Genomic DNA, 18,879 nt, shown 5'->3' with positions numbered 1-18,879 from the left:
GATTTAAAACTTGGATAATCCAAAATGCGGTGGATTGACCAGAAAAGGCCAATTTTTTTGATAACCCAGACCATACTGAAACAAAGAAACCAGCATACGCGCCGTTAAGCCCCACACGATTTCACTTTCCACCTGCATACTTGGAAAATAAAGGGATTGACGTGCCAGACGAACTTCATAAGGTAAAGGCGGCGCTTCTATTAACTGTTGCAATGGCACAAAAAAAATGCGATCTATTTCTGTAGGCTGGGCAATCAGTTCAACCTCAGCAGGAATCAATCCCACAATCGGCTTCACCGATATGCCACTTCTGGCACGCTGAATAGGCAGGTCACCCAAAAGCTTGACATCAAATGGATTAAGCGCAGTTTCTTCCTGCGCCTCACGTAAGGCAACCACAATATTACTGGTATCACTTGGATCACGCTTGCCACCTGGGAACGAGACCTCTCCCGCATGTTGTGACAACTGCATGGAACGACGTGTCAGCAAGACTTTCGGTTGGACTTCCTGAGTAATCGCAATCAAAACTGCGGCATCTGCCTGCTGGATTCGTTTGGAAAAACGCAACCGTTGTTGTAGAAGCTGTATTAACGACGGCTGTTCCATATCACTCATCTCTTCTTTTTACTTTCCTAATAAATCATCATAGCTGAAATTTGAGTTGTCAGTATAGATGATGATGCGAACAGATAAAAATTCAGTTATGCTGGGCTATCTCTACGGCTGATGATAATTATGAGCTTTTGTGTTGCATGCGGACATCAAACTGAGGCAAAAATTCCACTGGGTGATCATAAATCACGTTTGGTTTGCACAAATTGCGGCAATATTCATTATGAAAATCCCAAAGTGATCTGTGGAGCATTAGCACTTTGGGACAACAAGGTATTACTTTGCCGTCGGGCAATTGAACCCCGCTATGGATTGTGGACCTTACCCGCTGGTTATATGGAACTGTTTGAAACCATGGAACAGGGCGCAGCTCGTGAAACCCGCGAAGAAGCTGAGGCTGAAGTTGAAATTGAACAACTGTACTGTATGTACAATATCCCCCGTATTGGACAGATCTATGTCTTGTTCAAGGCACAATTAAAACAGGGACAATTTGGTGCTGGCGAGGAAAGTCTAGAATGTCGCTTATTTGAAGAACATGAGATTCCATGGACTGAACTTGCCTTTCCTAGCGTAGAACAAACATTAAAACATTATTTTGCAGATCGTAAAAATGGGCTATTTCCATCTCATTTAGAAACATTGGGAACCCGTTTAGATCATACAGGTTAAAACAAAAAAGACCGCAAAAGCGGTCTTTCGTGATCTTTTTCAGATTAGGATTTTATCTTAATAGCCTTACAAGCAGGAATATTTTGATCAGCAATATTGATACTCACTGTTCCTGAATAGCGTTTTGCAAGCTCACGCTCTTCATCTGTCGGTTTAACATACTGATTCTTATTGGTGTTTTCATCATCATATATACGAATATATGTGTTCTGATAATACGCATAACTATTTGACCAAGTCACTGCATTATTTGCAAAGTTTGTTAGGGTGATCCCCGTTGCCTGCCCATCCAATAAATTATGGATATTTATTTTTGCGCCTGTCCCATCACTTATATTCAAGCCAAACAGTGCACCATCAACTAAACCAAATTTAGGATTGGATAGAATCATACGGACAGTCACAGATTTATCATTGGTAGAAAACAAAGCTGCTCCCGTTGTCCCAATACGATATTGTGTAACCCCATCTGTATCCAAATAAGTCCCATCATCTTTTGCAAAGGCTGTTAAACAATTCCCTGACATATCCGTGGTTGTCGGATCTTTCTTGATATCAGTACGGATATCACCATTTTCATTAATCACGATACCAACATTAACTTCTTTTGGAGTTATAGAAGAATCAGCAAATTTAAAAGTTAGGGTTGCATATAATGGGAATACATAGGCTTTTCCAGACTTTACATTCGCTTCGGTTGTAAAAATCTTTTTATCAAGATAACTTGATGGATTGACTTTATAGATATCTATTACACCTCTATACGCTTCACCGCCAATGGTTTGTTGCCATAAACCTAAGTGTTTTGCATCAATTGAAATATCCCAATCTTTAATTAATTGTCTATAAATCGCTTCTGTTCCTGCAATCGTTGCGCCATTCATCAATTTACCTTGTGTTAATAGTAAATCTTCTGTTGACTCATTAGTTGCATTAAATCGCAGCGGTTGACTACCATTAATTTCTCGACTAATAAGATTTAACCAGGTATTTTGAGCATTTAGCTGTATTTTTGTAGGTTTTACCAAGGTCGTCAATATATAAGGGGTAAGAACTAAACCACTGGAAATACTTGCATTACCGCGCCATTGTTCCCCATATCCTAAAGTATAGCCTTGACGGTCTGATAATAATAGAAAGCTTCCCATTGAATGCAGTAAGTTATTTGAACCCGCATTCATACAATCATCATATTTAGCTTTATTACAACCAAAGAAACCATCTGGAGTAACCCCACCATCAGATGCAGCCATACCAGTGCTTGGTTTATAAATTGGTAATTCAGCTTGCCATACACCTGAATTACTAATATTTAAAAGCTGCTTCAACATGGTGAACGCCTGTTGATCCGTTACTTGTGAAATATCAACCCAAGGTTTTAATATCTCAGCATATTCACCACTTTTTAACTCAGATACACCAATATCCTTACTAATCTCACCCAATTGGTCCTTTTTCTCATTAGTTAATGTGATTTGCTGTAAATCACCAACCACATTATCTTGAGTTGTACTTACACCCTGTAAAATTTTGACCAGAGCCATTGCAACACGTATGGTGTCATCACTTTCACTTAATGAAGATGGAGCTATTCCTGTCAATGCCGTCGCAAAATCAATGATACGAATACGCGGCAAGGTAGAAAGTTTCAGCTTGGAAATATCATCTAGTTTAATAGTACCTAAATTAATTTTCCTCGCACTTGAAGCTCCCTGAATATAAAAAGTTGCTGTGTCACCCAGTTTACAGGCACCTGTAACGATATTACTGTCTAACTTTGTGGCAAAATGGTTAGCTGTATCACTGCTACAATCAAAATTTAGGCCTGCCACAGGATAATCCAATGCGAATTGTAAACAATCATCTGCCGTGATATCACAACTGGTACTTGAAGTTACACCTTTAACCCCAGTAGTTGGATCTTCATTAATTTTAGCACTTTCACCACCACAACCATGCATAAGAATAGCCAATGTTGAAAGTGCAAATGGCAATAAAATTTTTTTGTTTATCATTGGGTCATCCTATCCTTGTTTATTGTAAAACGGAAAGTTTTATCTGTCCTTGATTCGAAAGTTCCTGTTCAGGAACATCTACTGCTGATGCCAAGGGTGTCATCATCAAATAACTTGCTCGCGCTGGTACTTTTATCACACCTTGAATAGCTGAGTGTTGTAATACTGTCGCAACCGTTAGGTTATTTTTGAACCCACTCACTCCCTCCTGTATACAACCTGCTTCATCTAGAAAAACAACCAGAGGCCAATAATAAACAGGCTTGCCATTGCTTGATGAATAAGAATCAACCTGTATATATTGAATTGCAGAATCCAACTGAACCAACTCATATTCAAACTTTTCTTTTAACGGTTTGCGAGGCCACAGTCCTACCTCTTTCTGAGGTGTCAGTGTTTTAATTTTCTTAGTATAATTCTGCAGAAAACAATGATCACTTTCAAATGCCGATGTCAGATCCTGCTCAGACAATCGAACATAACTTGTGGCCAGAACAATTGGTGTATTGGTTTGCTGTGTGCGGTTCATGAACTTATCCAGCACTGTACGACTTATTCCTTTTTTACGTTCAATTGTTTCAAAACGCCCTGTACCATCAGGCATACTATAAAACCGTTTTTTCCCATCCAAGTTAAATTCTTGATCTTCCAAATACTCACTATTGACATATTCAACACCATCAACCTGAGTAAAAGCATTTGCCTGATCTTGCCCCTCACCAAATTGTGTAACGGACTGTATTTGGGACAATGCAGATGGTTGCTGTTTTAAGCTCCCTCCTCCTTTTTTTTGCTCTTCCAACACTGGTTTAGATGCTATTACTGATTGTTCAACATTTCGGGATAAATCAACCGACGTCTTCGCTGTTTTTTGTAATGGAGACGTTATTTGAGCTTGGGTATCGCTCTTTTGCGCCTGTTCAACCTGAGCCTGTTTTAATGGTTTAACCATTTTCGGCTGCCCTACAGCCTTAGCCTGCTGGGAATCCAATTTTTTAGGTACAATCATTGGCCGTCCATCTGGCCCAATAATTGTGTAAAAACCATCTGCATATACAGCAGAGCTACTTGTAGTACCCATTATGCAAAACACTGATACTACAAGTGCCGAGTATTGAATCCTTTTCTTTTGCATTACCATCTTGTTCTATAGTTAATACCAAGGAGTGTTACTTTGGTATTGGTTTTAACATCCAACCCTGCATAAGGATTTAATAAAATATTATCCACACCTGTCTTATTCGAGAGGCTACTGGTATTAGCAGGAATATCATCACGGCTACGTAAAAAACCCAAGGTTAAGTCTATATCAGTATCCTGATCAAAACGATAACCTGCACCTAAGCCAAATAACTGAGCATTGTTGATTGGCACCATCGTATTACGCTTATCATCAGGAATTGAACTGGTACGTGGCTCATATCCTATACGCAGCTTTAAACGATCTGTTGCAGAGTATTCAAAACCAAGTCCCCAACGCCATGAAGACTGAAATTTTAATGGAAGTGATAATGATCGATCAGTCACATCACTAGAAAGTAATTTAGCAACTTTCAAGAGAGAAATTTGACGATCAAACTCAAATCTGAATTTATCCCATGCTGAAAAATCAGTCCATCCCAAATCAAAATTCATTTGTAGATCAGGGAATATTTTATATTTAATACCTGCTTTAAAATGCTGAGGATATTTAAAGTCCATTGCCAATAAACCAGATTCCACAGCTGGTGCATAACTTGGAAAGCCTAAAATCGCCGCAAGAATCTGACCAGTTGCAGATGAATTCAATCCCGCAATCAACTGTTGCGGTGCTTCAGCAACATTAATCAGGTATTTACCATGCAGACGCATTTTGGCTTCACTCTGGTATACCATCCCGAAACTAAAATCATCCGTTGGTTCCCACAATAATCCTAAATTATAGCTTGGGCTCAATGACTGCTCGAGTGAAACATCCAAGGCCCCAACTTTACTAAAAGGATTCATTCCCTCTTTTGCATTACACATACCAAAAAGTAGCAGGTCAGTAATAATATCGCCATTCTCTTTAAATGGACCACACACGACTTCATCCACCATACGTAACACCCCAACCAGTTCATTAGGGAAACGTAGATCTGTTTTCATGGCAATCGCTTGATAAGACATCCCAAATGATGCCCCAAGATATAGGTTATCATTAACTTGGTAACCAAAAGATGGTGAGAGATACGTAATACGCTCTAAAGCAACCTGTTGTCCCATATAGTTACTGGGATTACCATCCTCAGCACCAAAACCTGCAACCAAAGGTGCATAAATAGCCGTTGCATATGTAACTTTTGAACCTGGTGGCTTATACGAAATACCAGCAGTTGGCGCTGCAACTGGATAACCAGGTCCTAAATCGACAATTTTCTTTAAAATTGGAACGTAAAGACTGGCATATTCTACATCACCACTTACTGTACCTTTAAAGTCTGTACAGATATTGGCATCCACTTCAGGCCCATCATTACAGACTATCGGATCATCAGAATATCCAAAAACGTTATAACCCGCTGGTGCAGAATAGTCCCGTTTAATGGCAAAATTTGCCAAGATACCTTGCACATCGGTTTGTAAACCATCAAGCTTTGCCAATGCTGCTGGATTAAAGTGAACTGCACTAATCCCAGGTGGATCCGCTGTAACAGCATTCCCTAAAGAAAGTGATCGAAGGTCAACTGATAAGTCCTGTCCCAATTGTGCATTTGCAAGATTAGATAGACCTGCAAGAAAAACTGCTACAGTTAAGGGACATAATTTAAGGTATTTCACCATTATCTCTCCTTAACGAAGCTTTTTACCAAAGCCTATAATATCAAGCGGGAAAGATAAGCCCAAAGATACATCTGGTGCATCTTCAGTTAAACCAATACCAACTGAACCATTGACGATTGTCTCAGGTGAGACCCTAACCCCAAGCGCAAAAGACAACATGGAACTACTTTGATCAGCGGATTGATAACTTTCATCATTTTTAAAGTAGAATTTTGCACCTGTATTAAAGCTTTGTTGATATGACATTGTCAAAGACACATCATAGTTAAAGGAGTATGCAAAACCGAAAGAGAAGCCCCCACTCAACCCTGGATCAAAACTTTCTAAAATACGACTACCACGTAGCTGATTTAATCCAGACTCTTTTAAACCGTAACTGGCAGACACAGAGGTAAACAGCACAACAGGATCAATATATTTTCGTGTACTCGCCCCAAAACCAGCAGAATAATACCCCTTACCTGTCGACAGTTCATCCACACCCACATCATAGGGACTATCACCCGTTTTTGTTGATAAACTACCAAATAAAACAAGTGGAAGACGTCCCTGTTTTAATGGGAATGGTTCCCAACGTGCACTGAAACTTAAATCGCCTAGCCCTGCCGTTGTCTTATCTTGAAGTAAGTCATTCTTCGCAACAAAGGGTAAAGATGCAGATAAAGTAACATTATCGAGAAAGCCATATTGGACTGTAAACGTATTTGTTAAAGTATGGTTGGCATCTTCTTCAACACGTAATCTTGACAAGGAACTATTACTATCATTCATTGCTAAATCAAGACGACTATCACGGTAATAGGTATAATCTAGATCGTAATAGGATGAGAAAATGCCTTTCTTAATTAATGAGTATTGGCGTTCATTAGAAGTAAACACTTCTTGCAAATTTGTTTCCTGGGTTGCATCACTTTCTTTTTTTTGTAATGCAGTTGCAGCTTGATTGGCCCCACTTTCAGTGGCCGTGGCATTTGAATCCGTAGTTACAGGCACTGGTTCTGGATTACTTGCAGTACCCACTTGCGATTGTTCTTCAGTTACAACATCAGGTGATGCCTGCTCTTCAGCATAAAGTGAAGATGTAATTGCGCTTAAACTTAACGCCAATACACTCATTTTCATCCATGTATTATTCATTTTACTTTGCATCCTATTCATACATTAATTTTGCTGATTTTCCAGAATTACTTCCGCTTGTAATATAAGCGCATATAAGTGTTAATCGGTTTGTTATAAGTTGATGAGTTAGGGTCTGCATCTAATACCCGACGCATTGTTGAGGCTTTATCTGCATTATGTTCAAACTTTTGTGTTGGGAACTGAATTTCGGCAAATGCATATCGATTCACTGTTGCATCTTCTACATGACGCATATCCGAATCCTGTAAAGCTAAAAAGTTCTTTCTATATTGTTCAGGGATATCAACAATAAATAACGTATTGTTATCCCATATCTCTTTAAAGCGGATCTCATCAAAACTTATATTACCCAATGATGGGTCAGCAACGTAAACTCTCCCATCCTTATATGCCTTATATACCACAAAATGTTTAAAACCAGCATAGGTAATAGGCACAATGGCAGGTTGTTTCAGTGCTGTAAGGTCGGAAAACTCACCACGATATCCCCCACTATTAATACCCAACGCAGAAACAAAACGCTTCATATCTAATAACGAGAAACTACGTCGCTCGATAATTCGCTGATATTCACCGTACTGTAAAAGACCACTCATGGTTTGTTGTTCTGTTAAGCGTAAACCGCCATAACCGTTCAAAAGTGTGGTTAATGCAGCAGATCCACAGCTATAATCATATGCTTGGCGAACAATTCCACGGAACTGATATTCCACAGCAGGTCTAATCGTAACAGCTTCACGGTGATTACGAGTAAATGAAGGGTTACGAGAATCCAACGTTTCTGTGTAATACACAGTCCCCTCTGGCTTTTTTTCTATTTCGAAGGCTTGCGTTGTAAAGTAATACATCAATGCTGAGCCTAAAGCGATCTCTAACATAAGTCTCTTTTTCTAACCATGGCACAACTTGCCTTATTCATTTTATTGTTAGTGTCCGTAAACACCCCATCCTTGTTTGTTGAAGATACCTTCTTTTATAAAAAAAAACAGCTTTTTTTTAGTTTTTTTTGACGAAATGTTGTCTTATTTTATACTTTAGACTCATTTTTATAGTTTAATGTGATAAATATTACAATATAGAAACAATATTATTTATTTAATTCCTTTTTACCTCCTATTACATAACATTTTTCATCTGAATCTTAGTCATTAAGTCCGAGATATTATCAGCAAAAAAGTTTTAAAATAAAAACAAAAAAAGCGCATAATGCGCTTTTTTTGTTTGGTAACTGATTAGTGACCAGAAATTTTGATCAAAGCACCAGCTTTTTGGCTACCAGTAGCTCCATAGTAAGTTGCTAAACCTTGGATTTCTACATCACCGATTGAAGCAGCTGTTGCACTACCTAAATGAACACCCTTGATGTAAACATCTTGAGAGTCAGTAGCTGCTACAGAAGTAGCACTGTATGCTGCTCCAGAACCAGTTGCGATTTGCAGGTAACCTTTACCACCAGCAGTATCTTCACCATATACAGCCACTTTCGCATTGATCGTTAAGTCAGCACCAGCTCTATCAGAAACACGAATGCTATCAAGTTGGATTACACCATTCGCAGTTGTTGTAATAGCAACAGGAGGAGTTGCATTAGTGTAACCAATAGTTGCGCCGTTAGTTGATGCATCATTAATACCAAGATTTGTGATTTCCAAACCACCTTGCATAGTCGTGCTTAATACGATCATGGCACCTTGTGGAGCAGCACCTAACTGGATATTTGCATCCATTTTACCCGTTTTTAAAGACAAACCAGATAAAATTTCATTGTAGTTAGAAGCATCATTACCACGGCGAACAGTAGAACCTGCAGCATTAGAAGCAGATACACCAATTGGACCAATGTCAATATTTAAACCTGAAACTTCAGCAGCGATATTAATGAACGCACCATTTGTACCTGTACCCGCATCAGTATCGATTACAATATCAGCCAGGTTATGGCTAGCTAAAAGTGATGCAGTATTTGCAGTAATTACAACACCCTTAGTTGTCGCATTACCCAATACGATTGCACCCGCAGTACCTGTACCACCTTTAGAACCAACTGTTACTGCAGTAGGTGGAGTAGTAGTAGGATCTGCTGGCAAACCACCATCTGCTCTCAAACCATCATTATCGTGAATTAAAACTTTATCAATTTCAACGCGAGAAATACCGATACCGATATTGATACCGTCTTGACCTGTTGCAGCGCTTAGTGCAGCATCATCCATAGACTGCATAGCCATAGCGTTTGCGCTAATTGCCACTGAAGAAACTAAAGCAAGTTTAGTAAACATTTTCATTGAGCACTCTCCCAAGAGCATTTATTTTTTGACTTTCACTACTCTAAACTGTTCGCGGTCGTTTTTTTCTTAATGACAACTTGAACTTCCAATCCTTGAGTAGTTCGCTTAGCAAGTACTAAATTACCTGTTTGTTATTTTATGTTCAACTCCTGTTAAGCACTTTTTATAGACTACCCGATAAACGGCATTATCTTCTTATCTAAAATTTATAGTTTTTTATTTCATAAGATAAAGATAAATATAATTTTTTATAAAAATTCTTTTTTAAATCAATTTAAGTAGTTTGAATACTTGTCTGTTAATTAGTAAAATTCTGGTTTTCAAAATGTAAACAAAATCTCTTTTTACTTGTATTAATTCAAAACTCAATACACTTTATTTCATAAAATAATTATAAACCTCATATTTCTCAAATATTGATCAATTTCCAGTTCAAGGCAAGATAAAGATCAGTAACATGTGAAACGTTGTAGTACAATTTATCTATCCAAATGTATATGAATGTACTTTCGTTTTATGTCTTATTTCCAGCAAAAGCTTAACACGCAACTCATTTCTGCATTTACGCTTCTCTCGAAACTTTATCATCTAACTGGTTTAGTGTATCTCAATGACCAAAATTTTCCTGTTATTGGATTTCTACCCAAAAATTTTCTGAAATTTCAGCAGTCAACGCTGACACAGTTTCATCAAATTCAATTTAATCAATATCAAATAAATCAAGATGTCACATCAGTGATTGAGTTCTCAAATTTTAATCATTCTCTAGAATCCTTAGGGCACGATATTTCTTTCAAGGGTGGTTATATTGGCTTCTTTAGCTATGACTATAGTGCAGATCAATTTATTGATGTCTCTAGTCATCTACAACCCAGCTTTTTTCTAGGTAAATATTCTACCTTTTTAAAGTTTCAGGATGGTGCATGGTATTTTTATAGTGATGAGGAACAAGCGCAGAATATTTATGAAACTATTTCCAGACTTCTCAACCAAGCCCAAGAAAATGAATTAACAACACTTCAACTCTTAAAAAAATGCACTTCCCGTTGGTCAAAAGCACAATATTTTGAAGCATTCAATCAGGTTCAGGAGTACATCAAGACAGGTGATTGTTATCAAATCAATTTAACACAAGAATTTAAGGCAACAGTACAAGGAACGCTATTAGATAAAGCCGAAGAATTATGGCAATTGACCCATGCACCGTATGCAGGTTATCTAAAACTTGATGATTTTGAGCTACTCAGTTGTTCACCTGAGTTATTTATCGAATTTCAGCATGAGAGAAAAATCAAGACCCGACCAATTAAAGGAACCATGCCACGCTTTGATGATTCCAAACAGGATCAAGCTTCCAAAGCCAAACTCAGTAACTCTGAAAAAGATCAGGCTGAGAATGTGATGATTGTAGATTTATTACGTAATGACCTCAGTGTTTATGCGGAAACTGGTTCGGTAAAGACAAGTAAACTCTTTGAAATTGAGAGCTTTAATCAAGTGCATCACATGGTCAGTGAAATCACAGCAACTTTAAAGCAAGATGTCAATCCAATGCAGATGCTATTGTCTGCCCTACCTGGTGGTTCAATTACGGGCGCACCTAAAATTCGTGCCATGCAGATTATTGAGGAGCTTGAGGGAGCACCACGGGGCGCCTATTGTGGCAGTTTGGGTTATTTCAATTTTGATGGTACAGGACGCTGGAATATCCTGATTCGTAGTATTCAAAAGTATCAGGATCAATTATCGGTCTGGGCAGGTGGTGGCATTACCATCGCTTCTGATGCTGAAGCAGAATATCAGGAATGTTTTGATAAAATCTCTGCCATGCTTGATTTGCTCAACACATGGCAGAAAAATGAGGCTTCATAATCGGTACAAATAGGGCGTATGCGATACTCCCCTACGATAATATGTCCGTTTTGAATGTATCGACTAAACGCTGATTTTGTTCATCTGTCCCAATCGTAATTCGCAAGAATTGATCAATTCTTGGTTTATTAAAATAACGGACAATAATGCCCTGCTCACGGAGTTGCTCTGCAAGCTTGGCGGCTTCATATTGTGGATGAGTGGCAAAAATAAAATTAGCTTTTGATGGCAATACCTTAAAACCTAAAGCAGTCAAATCACCAACCAGTTTTTTACGGCTTTCTATCACTTTTGCACATTGCGCTTCAAAGTAAGCTTGATCTTCAAATGAAGCCGCTGCCGCTGCAATCGCAAAGCGATCGATTGGGTAGGAGTTAAAACTATTTTTGACTGCTTCCAGTGCTGCAATCAAATGGCTTTGTGCAATGGCAAAGCCAACCCGTAAACCCGCAAGGGAACGTGACTTGGAGGTTGTTTGACAAACCACCAGATTATCGTATTGATTCACAAGCTGAACTGCTGATTCTGCTCCAAAATCTACATAGGCTTCATCAATGACAATCACACGATCTGGATTGGCCTGCAAAACTTGTTCAATTTGATCCAAACCCAATGCAATACTGGTTGGCGCATTAGGATTGGTAATAATAATGCCGCCATTTTCCTGCTGATAATCTGAAACATCAATTTCAAAATTTTCATTCAAAGGAATTTGCTTGGTTTGGATTCCAAAGAACTGACTATAAACTGGATAAAAGCTATAGGTAATGTCAGGATAAAGCACAGGTTCTTTCTGGATAAAGAATGCCTTAAAAATATGGGCTAGGACTTCATCTGAACCATTACCCACAAAAACCTGATCAAGCTCAACTTTTTGCTGATTGGCAATCGCTTGCTTTAGGGCGGTTGCATCAGGGTCAGGGTATAAACGCAAGGCATCAGCCTGATTTGCTAACACAGCCTGTACTGCTTCCACAACTTTTGGTGATGGTGGATATGGGTTTTCATTGGTATTGAGTTTGAGTAAGTTCTGAATTTTAGGCTGTTCACCTGGCACATAAGGCTCTAATTCACGAACTTCTGGGCTCCAAAAACGCATTTGTTCTGTTGTAAACGTCATTTTATTCTCTCTTTTAGCCCTCTCCTAACCTCTCCCACAGGGAGAGGAATCTTCCACTGATTCCATATATATTTATGGCCAGCCCCCTCTCCTTTCAGGAGAGGGTTGGGGGAGAGGTTTATATTTACGTAGCAATAATCGCAGTTACACACTAGCTCAAAATTTATAACGATAACGTGCTGAACGTGCATGCGCATCAAGGTTTTCTTGCACTGCAAGTACATCGGCTGTTTTTGCCAGCGTTTTAACCCCATCCTGTGAGCACATGATCAGGCTTGAACGTTTCTGAAAATCATAAACACCCAATGGCGATGAAAAACGTGCTGTGCCTGAGGTTGGCAAGACGTGGTTTGGCCCTGCACAATAATCACCAATCGCTTCTGGCGTATAACGCCCCATAAAGATTGCACCTGCATGACGAATATCTTGACTCATCAATTCAGCATCATCCAGACATAGTTCCAAATGCTCAGGCGCAACCTGATTGATCAGTTCAATCGCTTCTGTACGGTCTTTAACCAGAACAAGCGCACCACGGTTTTGAATTGAAGTACGGGCAATCTCTGCTTTTGGTAATTCAGCAAGATGTTTTTCAATAGCTGCATCCACAGCATTTAACAGTGCCTCATCTGGTGTAATGAAAATGGCTTGGGCAACTGTGTCATGTTCTGCCTGAGACAATACATCCATCGCCAGCCATTCTGCATTGTTTTCGCCCTCAGCATAGACCAGAATTTCTGAAGGTCCAGCAATCATATCAATGCCCACCTGACCAAACACGGCCCGTTTTGCCGCAGCAACGAAACGGTTACCTGGACCTGTAATTTTATCCACGGCTGGAACAGTTTGGGTTCCATAGGCCAAGGCTGCTACTGCTTGCGCACCACCAATAGTAAATACTCGACTGACCCCAGCTAAATATGCGGCGGCCAAGACCAATGGATTGAGCTCACCATTTGGTGCAGGCACCACCATAATAATTTCAGGAACACCCGCCACATGGGCTGGCAGTGCGTTCATCAATACCGAGGATGGATAAGATGCCAAACCACCTGGCACATAAATCCCAACCCGATCAAGAGGCGTAACTTTCTGTCCCAGGGTATTCCCCAACTCATCCACATAAGTCCACCCCTCTTGCTTTTGAGCCTGATGGAATGAACGAATCCGTTTTGCCGCCAGCTCCAGGGCTTCACGGATTTCAGCACTTAACCCATCAAATGCTGTTTTAAGCTGTTCCTGGCTAAGTTCTAAATCGGAGAATTGATGCGCTGGATGTCGATCGAACTGTTGGGTTAATTTAAGTACATGCTCATCGCCATGCTGACGGACATCAGCAATGATCTGGTCTACAGTCTGTACTAGTTGAGGATCATTGACAGTTTCAAATGCCAAAAGCTCAGCAAATGCCTGTTTAAAATTCTGATCCTGAGTCGATAAACGTCGCATCAATTTACCCACAAGATAAAAAAGAGAACGCTAAGTTTACTCTTTTTCATCGTCCTTGTGGATGCAATATCAGCCTAAAAAATCAATCACAAAGAAAGAGTCTCTCGATCAACCTCCTGTTCTTGTTTGCCTATATTTTCCCTAACCCCAAAATCAAATAAAAAGGCCAACCTAAGTTGACCTCCAAAATTTAAACTATTTATCGACTAACGATTACTAATCGCCTGCTCAAGCTGGGTCAGGATTGGATTTAACAAAGCCTGTTTGCGTTTAAAACTGGCTTTATTGACAATTAAACGTGAAGACACTTTGCAAATTTCTTCCAAAGGTTCCAGACCATTGGCACGCAAGGTATTGCCTGTATCCACTACATCAACAATATAGTCACCCAGACCAACCAAAGGCGCAAGCTCCATTGAACCATATAGCTTAATCACATCAACCTGCTCACCCAAGCTTGCATAGTATTGTCGGGTTAAATTGACATATTTGGTGGCAATCTTTAAACGCCCTTTAGGGCGCTCCATGCCAACTTTACCCGCAGTCATTAGCTTACAATTGGCAATTTTCAGGTCAAGCAGTTCGTAAACATGCTGGGCGCCATGCTCCATCAACACATCTTTACCTGCCACACCAAAATCTGCCGCACCATTCTCCACATAGGTTGGCACATCAGAAGCCCGCAGAATCAAGATGCGTACTTTTTTATGGGTGGTTGGAAAAATTAACTTGCGTGATTTGTCTGGGTCTTCGAGTAAGTTAATGCCTGCATTTTCCAGCAATGGCAAGGTTTCCTTTAAAATACGACCTTTACTGAGTGCTAAAGTTAAACCATGATCAAAATTGCCCATCACATCAAAATTCGGATCATCGTTTCTTAAGTCATTCATGCTTTTACCCGCTTAATCTGCGCACCTAAACTTTGCAATTTTTCTTCCACACGTTCGTAGCCACGATCAATATGGTATATACGATCAACCAGTGTTTCACCCTCTGCAACCAGCGCAGCAAGAACAAGTGAAAACGAGGCACGTAAATCTGTTGCCATGACAGGTGCAGCTTGCAGTTTTTCCACACCTGTGACCACCGCATCATGCCCATCGACCTGAATGTTGGCACCCATACGTGAAAGCTCAGGTACATGCATAAAACGGTTTTCGAAAATCGTTTCTGAAATTGTTGCAAAACCACGACCAATTGCGTTGACTGCCATGATCTGCGCCTGCATATCCGTTGGAAACTCAGGATGAGGCAATGTTCTAAAACTCACTGCCTTAGGGCGTTTACCTTGCATATCCAGTTCAATCCAGTCTTCACCACGCGTGACTTCTGCGCCCATTTCCTCAAACTTGTCCAACACACTTTCCATAATATAAGGGTTAGTATGTATGGTTTTGATTTTTCCACCCGTGATCGCAGCAGCAGCCAGATATGAACCTGTTTCAATACGGTCAGGAACGACACTATGTTCGCAACCATGTAAACGTTCAACACCTGTCACGATCAGTGTATTGGTGTCCAGTCCTTCAATTTGTGCGCCCATTTTATTGAGCATATTGGCTAAATCGGTAATTTCAGGCTCGCACGCAGCATTACGGATTGTTGTCACACCTTCCGCCAAAACCGCAGCCATCAGGATATTTTCTGTACCACCTACTGTGACCATATCAAAAACGACTTCACCGCCTTTTAAACGACCATCAATCGAAGCATGCACATAACCATTTTCCACTTCGATCTTGGCGCCCAGCGCTTCCATCGCCTTTAAATGCAAGTCCACTGGACGGGAACCTATGGCACATCCACCTGGCAATGAAACTTTTGCATTGCCATAACGTGCCAGTAATGGACCCAGCACCAAAATCGAGGCACGCATGGTTTTTACTAGATCATAAGGGGCAAATTGATTACTTAAAGTGCTGGCATCAGCATAAACAGTATCGCCCTCATAAGTGATTGTTACGCCTAGGCCTGCAATAATTTTGCTGATGGTGTGTACATCTTTTAAATTGGGAACATTGCGAATTGTGACTGGATCATCAGTTAAAATCGTGGCTGCCAATAATGGTAATACTGCATTTTTAGCGCCAGAAATGCGCACTTCACCCTCGAGCTTAACACCACCCGTAATCAAAAATTTATCCATTAATATTTAGGCTCCGAAAAGGCTTGCTTTGCGCCATTCGTCTTTTGTCATTGCACGAATCGTAACAGCGTGAACTGCACCACTCGCAATATAGGAATTCAGGGGTGCATAAACAGCCTGTTGACGAGTCACAGTCCGTTTACCATCAAATTGATCGTCAACAATGCGAAGGTCAAATTTCCCAGCTTGTCCACTCACTGCCACTTCTGCTTCAGGGAAAGCTTCTTTTAAAATTTGCGTGAGCTGCTCACTATTCATTACCAAGACCTCTTATACAAGCATTGCTGTAAAACGATATATTTTACTATAACTTTTTCACATAATTCAGTAAGGTTTCATTTTTATCTATAAAAAAAGAGGCTTTTCAAAAAAGCCTCTTCTAATTAGAACGCCAAAATCAGGATGCTACCGCAAGTTCATGCTGATAAGAACACTGCATCTTTCTATGTTTGGCTAGCTGTCGTTTTAATTTTTCTGTCAGCTTTTTAATCGAAGTATACATATCATCAGCTGTCGCCTGAGCAAACAGCTCAACCCCTGGCAAACGTATAATCGCTTCCGCAATATGGTTTGCACTCCCTTTATGAGACCGTTTGTCTATTTGATGATCCTTAGCCAGCTTGATCTGCATGCTATTCACATGATCCAGATGCTTGGTCATTTGGCTAAACTTCGCTTTTATATTTTCTTCAATTGCTGGTGTAATGGTTAAATGGTGTCCACGAATTGTTATTTGCATAATTCTATCCCTCACCTTTTCTCAGGATTCAAGAATATCGCTCAAACAATTTAATACGACCTATATGGTTCAACATATCCATTAAATCATCTCAGCGATTCCTCTAGTGTTTATTAAAAATTCATTATTCCGTCATAATGAACTCTTAGAATAGCCACACCTTTAAATTTAGATCAAGACTTTTCTTTCAGAAGATGAGGGAATATGTAACGATTCGCGATATTTTGCAACCGTGCGTCGTGCCACTTCAATTCCTTCTTCTTTCAGCATTTCAGCAATTGCATTATCCGACAAAGGTTTACGTGGATTCTCGTTTGAAACCAACTTCTTAATCATGGCACGGATTGCGGTGGAAGAAGCCTCACCACCCGTGGTTGTTCCCACATGACTAGAAAAGAAATACTTCAGCTCGAAAAGGCCACGTGGAGTCAGCATATATTTATTGGTTGTGACACGAGAGACTGTGGACTCATGCAATTCAACTTCTTCCGCCACATCCCGCAATACCAAAGGCTTCATTGCCTCAGGCCCCTGCTCAAGAAAAGCCCGTTGATGCTCAACAATACAGGTGGCAACTTTCAACAATGTCTTATGGCGCTCATCAATACTCTTAATAAAGTTCTTGGCTTCAAGCATTTGATTACGCAAATAAACATTGTCATCACTTTGATCAGCACGACGAATCATGTTTGAGTAAAAGGAATTAATGCGTAATTTTGGCATAACATCTGGATTCAACTGAACCTGCCAATGCTGGTCTTTCTTCGAAACCACCACATCAGGCACCTGATATTCAGATTCCTGTTGATTAAATTCCAGCCCAGGATAAGGCTTTAAGGTTTTTAATAGATCAATAGCGCTCTTTAGCTGTTCTTTGGTTAAGCCAGTCTGCTTTAACAACTTATTTAAATCATTTGCAATCAAAAGCTCATAGCACTGTAATAATTTTTTTGCTTCAGCCAGATAAGGCATTTTTTCATGGAATGTCTCTAACTGAATTTTTAAACATTCCGCCAAATTACGGGAACCAACACCAATTGGATCTAAACGTTGAATATGTTTTAAAACAACAATGATCTCATCTTGCTCAACCTCTTCATCATTCTCCATTTCCCCCAACAGTCGAGTAGTGGCCAACAAAATATCATCTAGCTCTGCATCCAAAAATCCCTTGTCGTCCAAAGAATCTACAATGCAATACGCAATTAACCTATCCACTAAAGAAAAATGCAGCAGATTTACCTGTTCTAAAATATGTTCCTTTAGGCTCAACTGAATCTGGCGATTATCTTCTCTCTCTTCATATTCTGGAGAAGCCAAGGCAGTAGATTGATGGGTGTAAATATCATCCCATTCTGTATCAACGGGTAAGTCATTTGGTAGATGGTCAGCATTCAACTCAGTGGTTAAGTCACCTGTTTCAGAAGTTTCAAGCGTAGTTAAACTTTCTGTCGTATTAATTTCTTCAATTTTCTCTAATAAAGGATTACTATCAAGTTGAATTTGTATTTCCTGTTCCAGTTCCAAACTTGAAAGTTGTAGTAAACGAATTGCCTGCTGTAATTGAGGAGTTAACGACAAACTATTCGCAACTTTCAACCCAACAGATAATTTCATAACACACTCCTTTTATAGATAAGCAAAAAACATGCCTATTCATATATTTATAACATAAAGCAATGTTTACGCCTATAAGGAACCACATAATCTTTAAATATTTATTTATAAAAGGAAAGGTCAATAAAGGATATTGTTGAAATATTTCACTTATTGTTAAGTATGGACAAATATTGGGGCAATCACTATTCTTCTAGAATATATTTTCCCCATAAAAAAACCTCCCAACATTGGTTGGGAGGTTTTCAATTTAAAAGCTGGCGATGACTTACTCTCACATGGCAAACGCCACACTACCATCAGCGCGGGGAGGTTTCACTTCTGAGTTCGGGAAGGGATCAGGTGGTTCACTCCTGCTATTGTCGCCAGCAAACTGTTTTGGCTTTCGGTGGTCTTACATTCTG

The 18,879-nt window shown here is 39.7% G+C and carries 16 protein-coding genes, 1 rRNA gene and 1 pseudogene; 2 read left to right on the top strand and 16 right to left on the bottom strand.

The genetic code is table 11. The features are described 5' to 3' along the window. Positions 1-3: 3 nt before the first annotated feature. Positions 4-609 carry a CoA pyrophosphatase gene (locus tag QLH32_RS14435; protein ID WP_411956081.1) on the bottom strand — a complete coding sequence of 202 codons (606 nt, stop codon included), beginning with the start codon at positions 607-609 and terminating at the stop codon, positions 4-6. 129 nt (positions 610-738) lie between these two features. On the opposite strand from QLH32_RS14435, the gene QLH32_RS14430 reads away from it, so the two are divergent. Beyond that, positions 739-1,287 (top strand): NUDIX hydrolase, encoded by a 549-nt coding sequence (locus QLH32_RS14430; RefSeq protein WP_283266759.1) that lies wholly within the window; start codon positions 739-741, stop codon positions 1,285-1,287. A gap of 44 nt (positions 1,288-1,331) precedes the next feature. Here QLH32_RS14430 and filF read toward each other — a convergent pair whose 3' ends face one another. From filF to filA, 7 genes and pseudogenes are all read right to left on the bottom strand, one after another. Further along, a complete protein-coding gene (filF, locus tag QLH32_RS14425) occupies positions 1,332-3,302 on the bottom strand; it encodes a putative pilus system protein FilF (protein ID WP_283266757.1) in 1,971 nt (656 codons plus the stop codon). A 19-nt stretch (positions 3,303-3,321) separates the two neighbouring features. Next, positions 3,322-4,254: a putative pilus assembly protein FilE gene (gene filE / locus QLH32_RS14420; protein ID WP_432442318.1), complete on the bottom strand. Its 933-nt coding sequence runs from the start codon at positions 4,252-4,254 to the stop codon at positions 3,322-3,324. Positions 4,255-4,305: 51 nt separating this feature from the next. After that, positions 4,306-4,383: pseudogene (locus tag QLH32_RS19870) on the bottom strand (hypothetical protein); the annotation flags it as partial. Between the two features lie 53 nt (positions 4,384-4,436). Next, positions 4,437-6,101 (bottom strand): putative pilus system OmpP1/FadL family transporter FilD, encoded by a 1,665-nt coding sequence (filD, locus tag QLH32_RS14415; RefSeq protein WP_267980568.1) that lies wholly within the window; start codon positions 6,099-6,101, stop codon positions 4,437-4,439. 12 nt (positions 6,102-6,113) lie between these two features. Continuing rightward, the gene (gene filC / locus QLH32_RS14410; RefSeq protein WP_267980047.1) at positions 6,114-7,241 is read right to left on the bottom strand and encodes a putative pilus system protein FilC; all 1,128 of its coding nucleotides are present in this window, start codon (positions 7,239-7,241) and stop codon (positions 6,114-6,116) included. A gap of 47 nt (positions 7,242-7,288) precedes the next feature. Beyond that, positions 7,289-8,122, bottom strand: a complete 834-nt coding sequence (gene filB, locus QLH32_RS14405) for a putative pilus system C39 family peptidase FilB (protein ID WP_267980046.1) — start codon at positions 8,120-8,122, stop codon at positions 7,289-7,291. Between the two features lie 354 nt (positions 8,123-8,476). Continuing rightward, positions 8,477-9,529 (bottom strand): putative pilus system protein FilA, encoded by a 1,053-nt coding sequence (gene filA / locus QLH32_RS14400; protein ID WP_283266754.1) that lies wholly within the window; start codon positions 9,527-9,529, stop codon positions 8,477-8,479. 519 nt (positions 9,530-10,048) lie between these two features. Between filA and pabB the strand changes: the two genes are divergently transcribed. Continuing rightward, positions 10,049-11,404 (top strand): aminodeoxychorismate synthase component I, encoded by a 1,356-nt coding sequence (gene pabB / locus QLH32_RS14395; protein ID WP_267980567.1) that lies wholly within the window; start codon positions 10,049-10,051, stop codon positions 11,402-11,404. A 31-nt stretch (positions 11,405-11,435) separates the two neighbouring features. Here the strand turns inward: pabB and hisC are convergent, their stop codons facing one another. The 8 genes from hisC to rrf form a co-directional block, all read right to left on the bottom strand. Then, positions 11,436-12,524: a histidinol-phosphate transaminase gene (gene hisC / locus QLH32_RS14390; RefSeq protein ID WP_283266752.1), complete on the bottom strand. Its 1,089-nt coding sequence runs from the start codon at positions 12,522-12,524 to the stop codon at positions 11,436-11,438. Between the two features lie 156 nt (positions 12,525-12,680). Beyond that, entirely contained in the window at positions 12,681-13,973 is a 1,293-nt protein-coding gene (hisD, locus tag QLH32_RS14385; protein WP_283266750.1) for a histidinol dehydrogenase, read from the bottom strand. 206 nt (positions 13,974-14,179) lie between these two features. Then, positions 14,180-14,863, bottom strand: coding sequence for an ATP phosphoribosyltransferase (hisG, locus tag QLH32_RS14380; protein ID WP_283266748.1), 684 nt, complete (start codon positions 14,861-14,863; stop codon positions 14,180-14,182). Further along, a complete protein-coding gene (gene murA, locus QLH32_RS14375) occupies positions 14,860-16,119 on the bottom strand; it encodes a UDP-N-acetylglucosamine 1-carboxyvinyltransferase (protein ID WP_283266747.1) in 1,260 nt (419 codons plus the stop codon). Before murA ends, hisG begins: the two co-directional genes overlap by 4 nt. A 6-nt stretch (positions 16,120-16,125) precedes the next feature. Beyond that, a complete protein-coding gene (gene ibaG / locus QLH32_RS14370) occupies positions 16,126-16,377 on the bottom strand; it encodes a BolA family iron metabolism protein IbaG (protein ID WP_004675160.1) in 252 nt (83 codons plus the stop codon). Between the two features lie 139 nt (positions 16,378-16,516). After that, on the bottom strand, positions 16,517-16,858 hold the full coding sequence (gene hpf / locus QLH32_RS14365; RefSeq protein WP_267980042.1) for a ribosome hibernation-promoting factor, HPF/YfiA family: 342 nt from the start codon (positions 16,856-16,858) through the stop codon (positions 16,517-16,519). 168 nt (positions 16,859-17,026) lie between these two features. After that, on the bottom strand, positions 17,027-18,475 hold the full coding sequence (locus tag QLH32_RS14360; RefSeq protein WP_283266744.1) for an RNA polymerase factor sigma-54: 1,449 nt from the start codon (positions 18,473-18,475) through the stop codon (positions 17,027-17,029). A 255-nt stretch (positions 18,476-18,730) separates the two neighbouring features. After that, a 5S ribosomal RNA gene (gene rrf, locus QLH32_RS14355) occupies positions 18,731-18,845 on the bottom strand. Between the last annotated feature and the right edge of the window lie 34 nt (positions 18,846-18,879).

It is taken from the genome of Acinetobacter corruptisaponis, assembly GCF_030053775.1.
Classification (GTDB): domain Bacteria; phylum Pseudomonadota; class Gammaproteobacteria; order Pseudomonadales; family Moraxellaceae; genus Acinetobacter; species Acinetobacter corruptisaponis.
The sequence above is the reverse complement of the archived record's forward strand: the minus strand, read 5'-3'. Positions and strand labels throughout refer to the sequence as shown.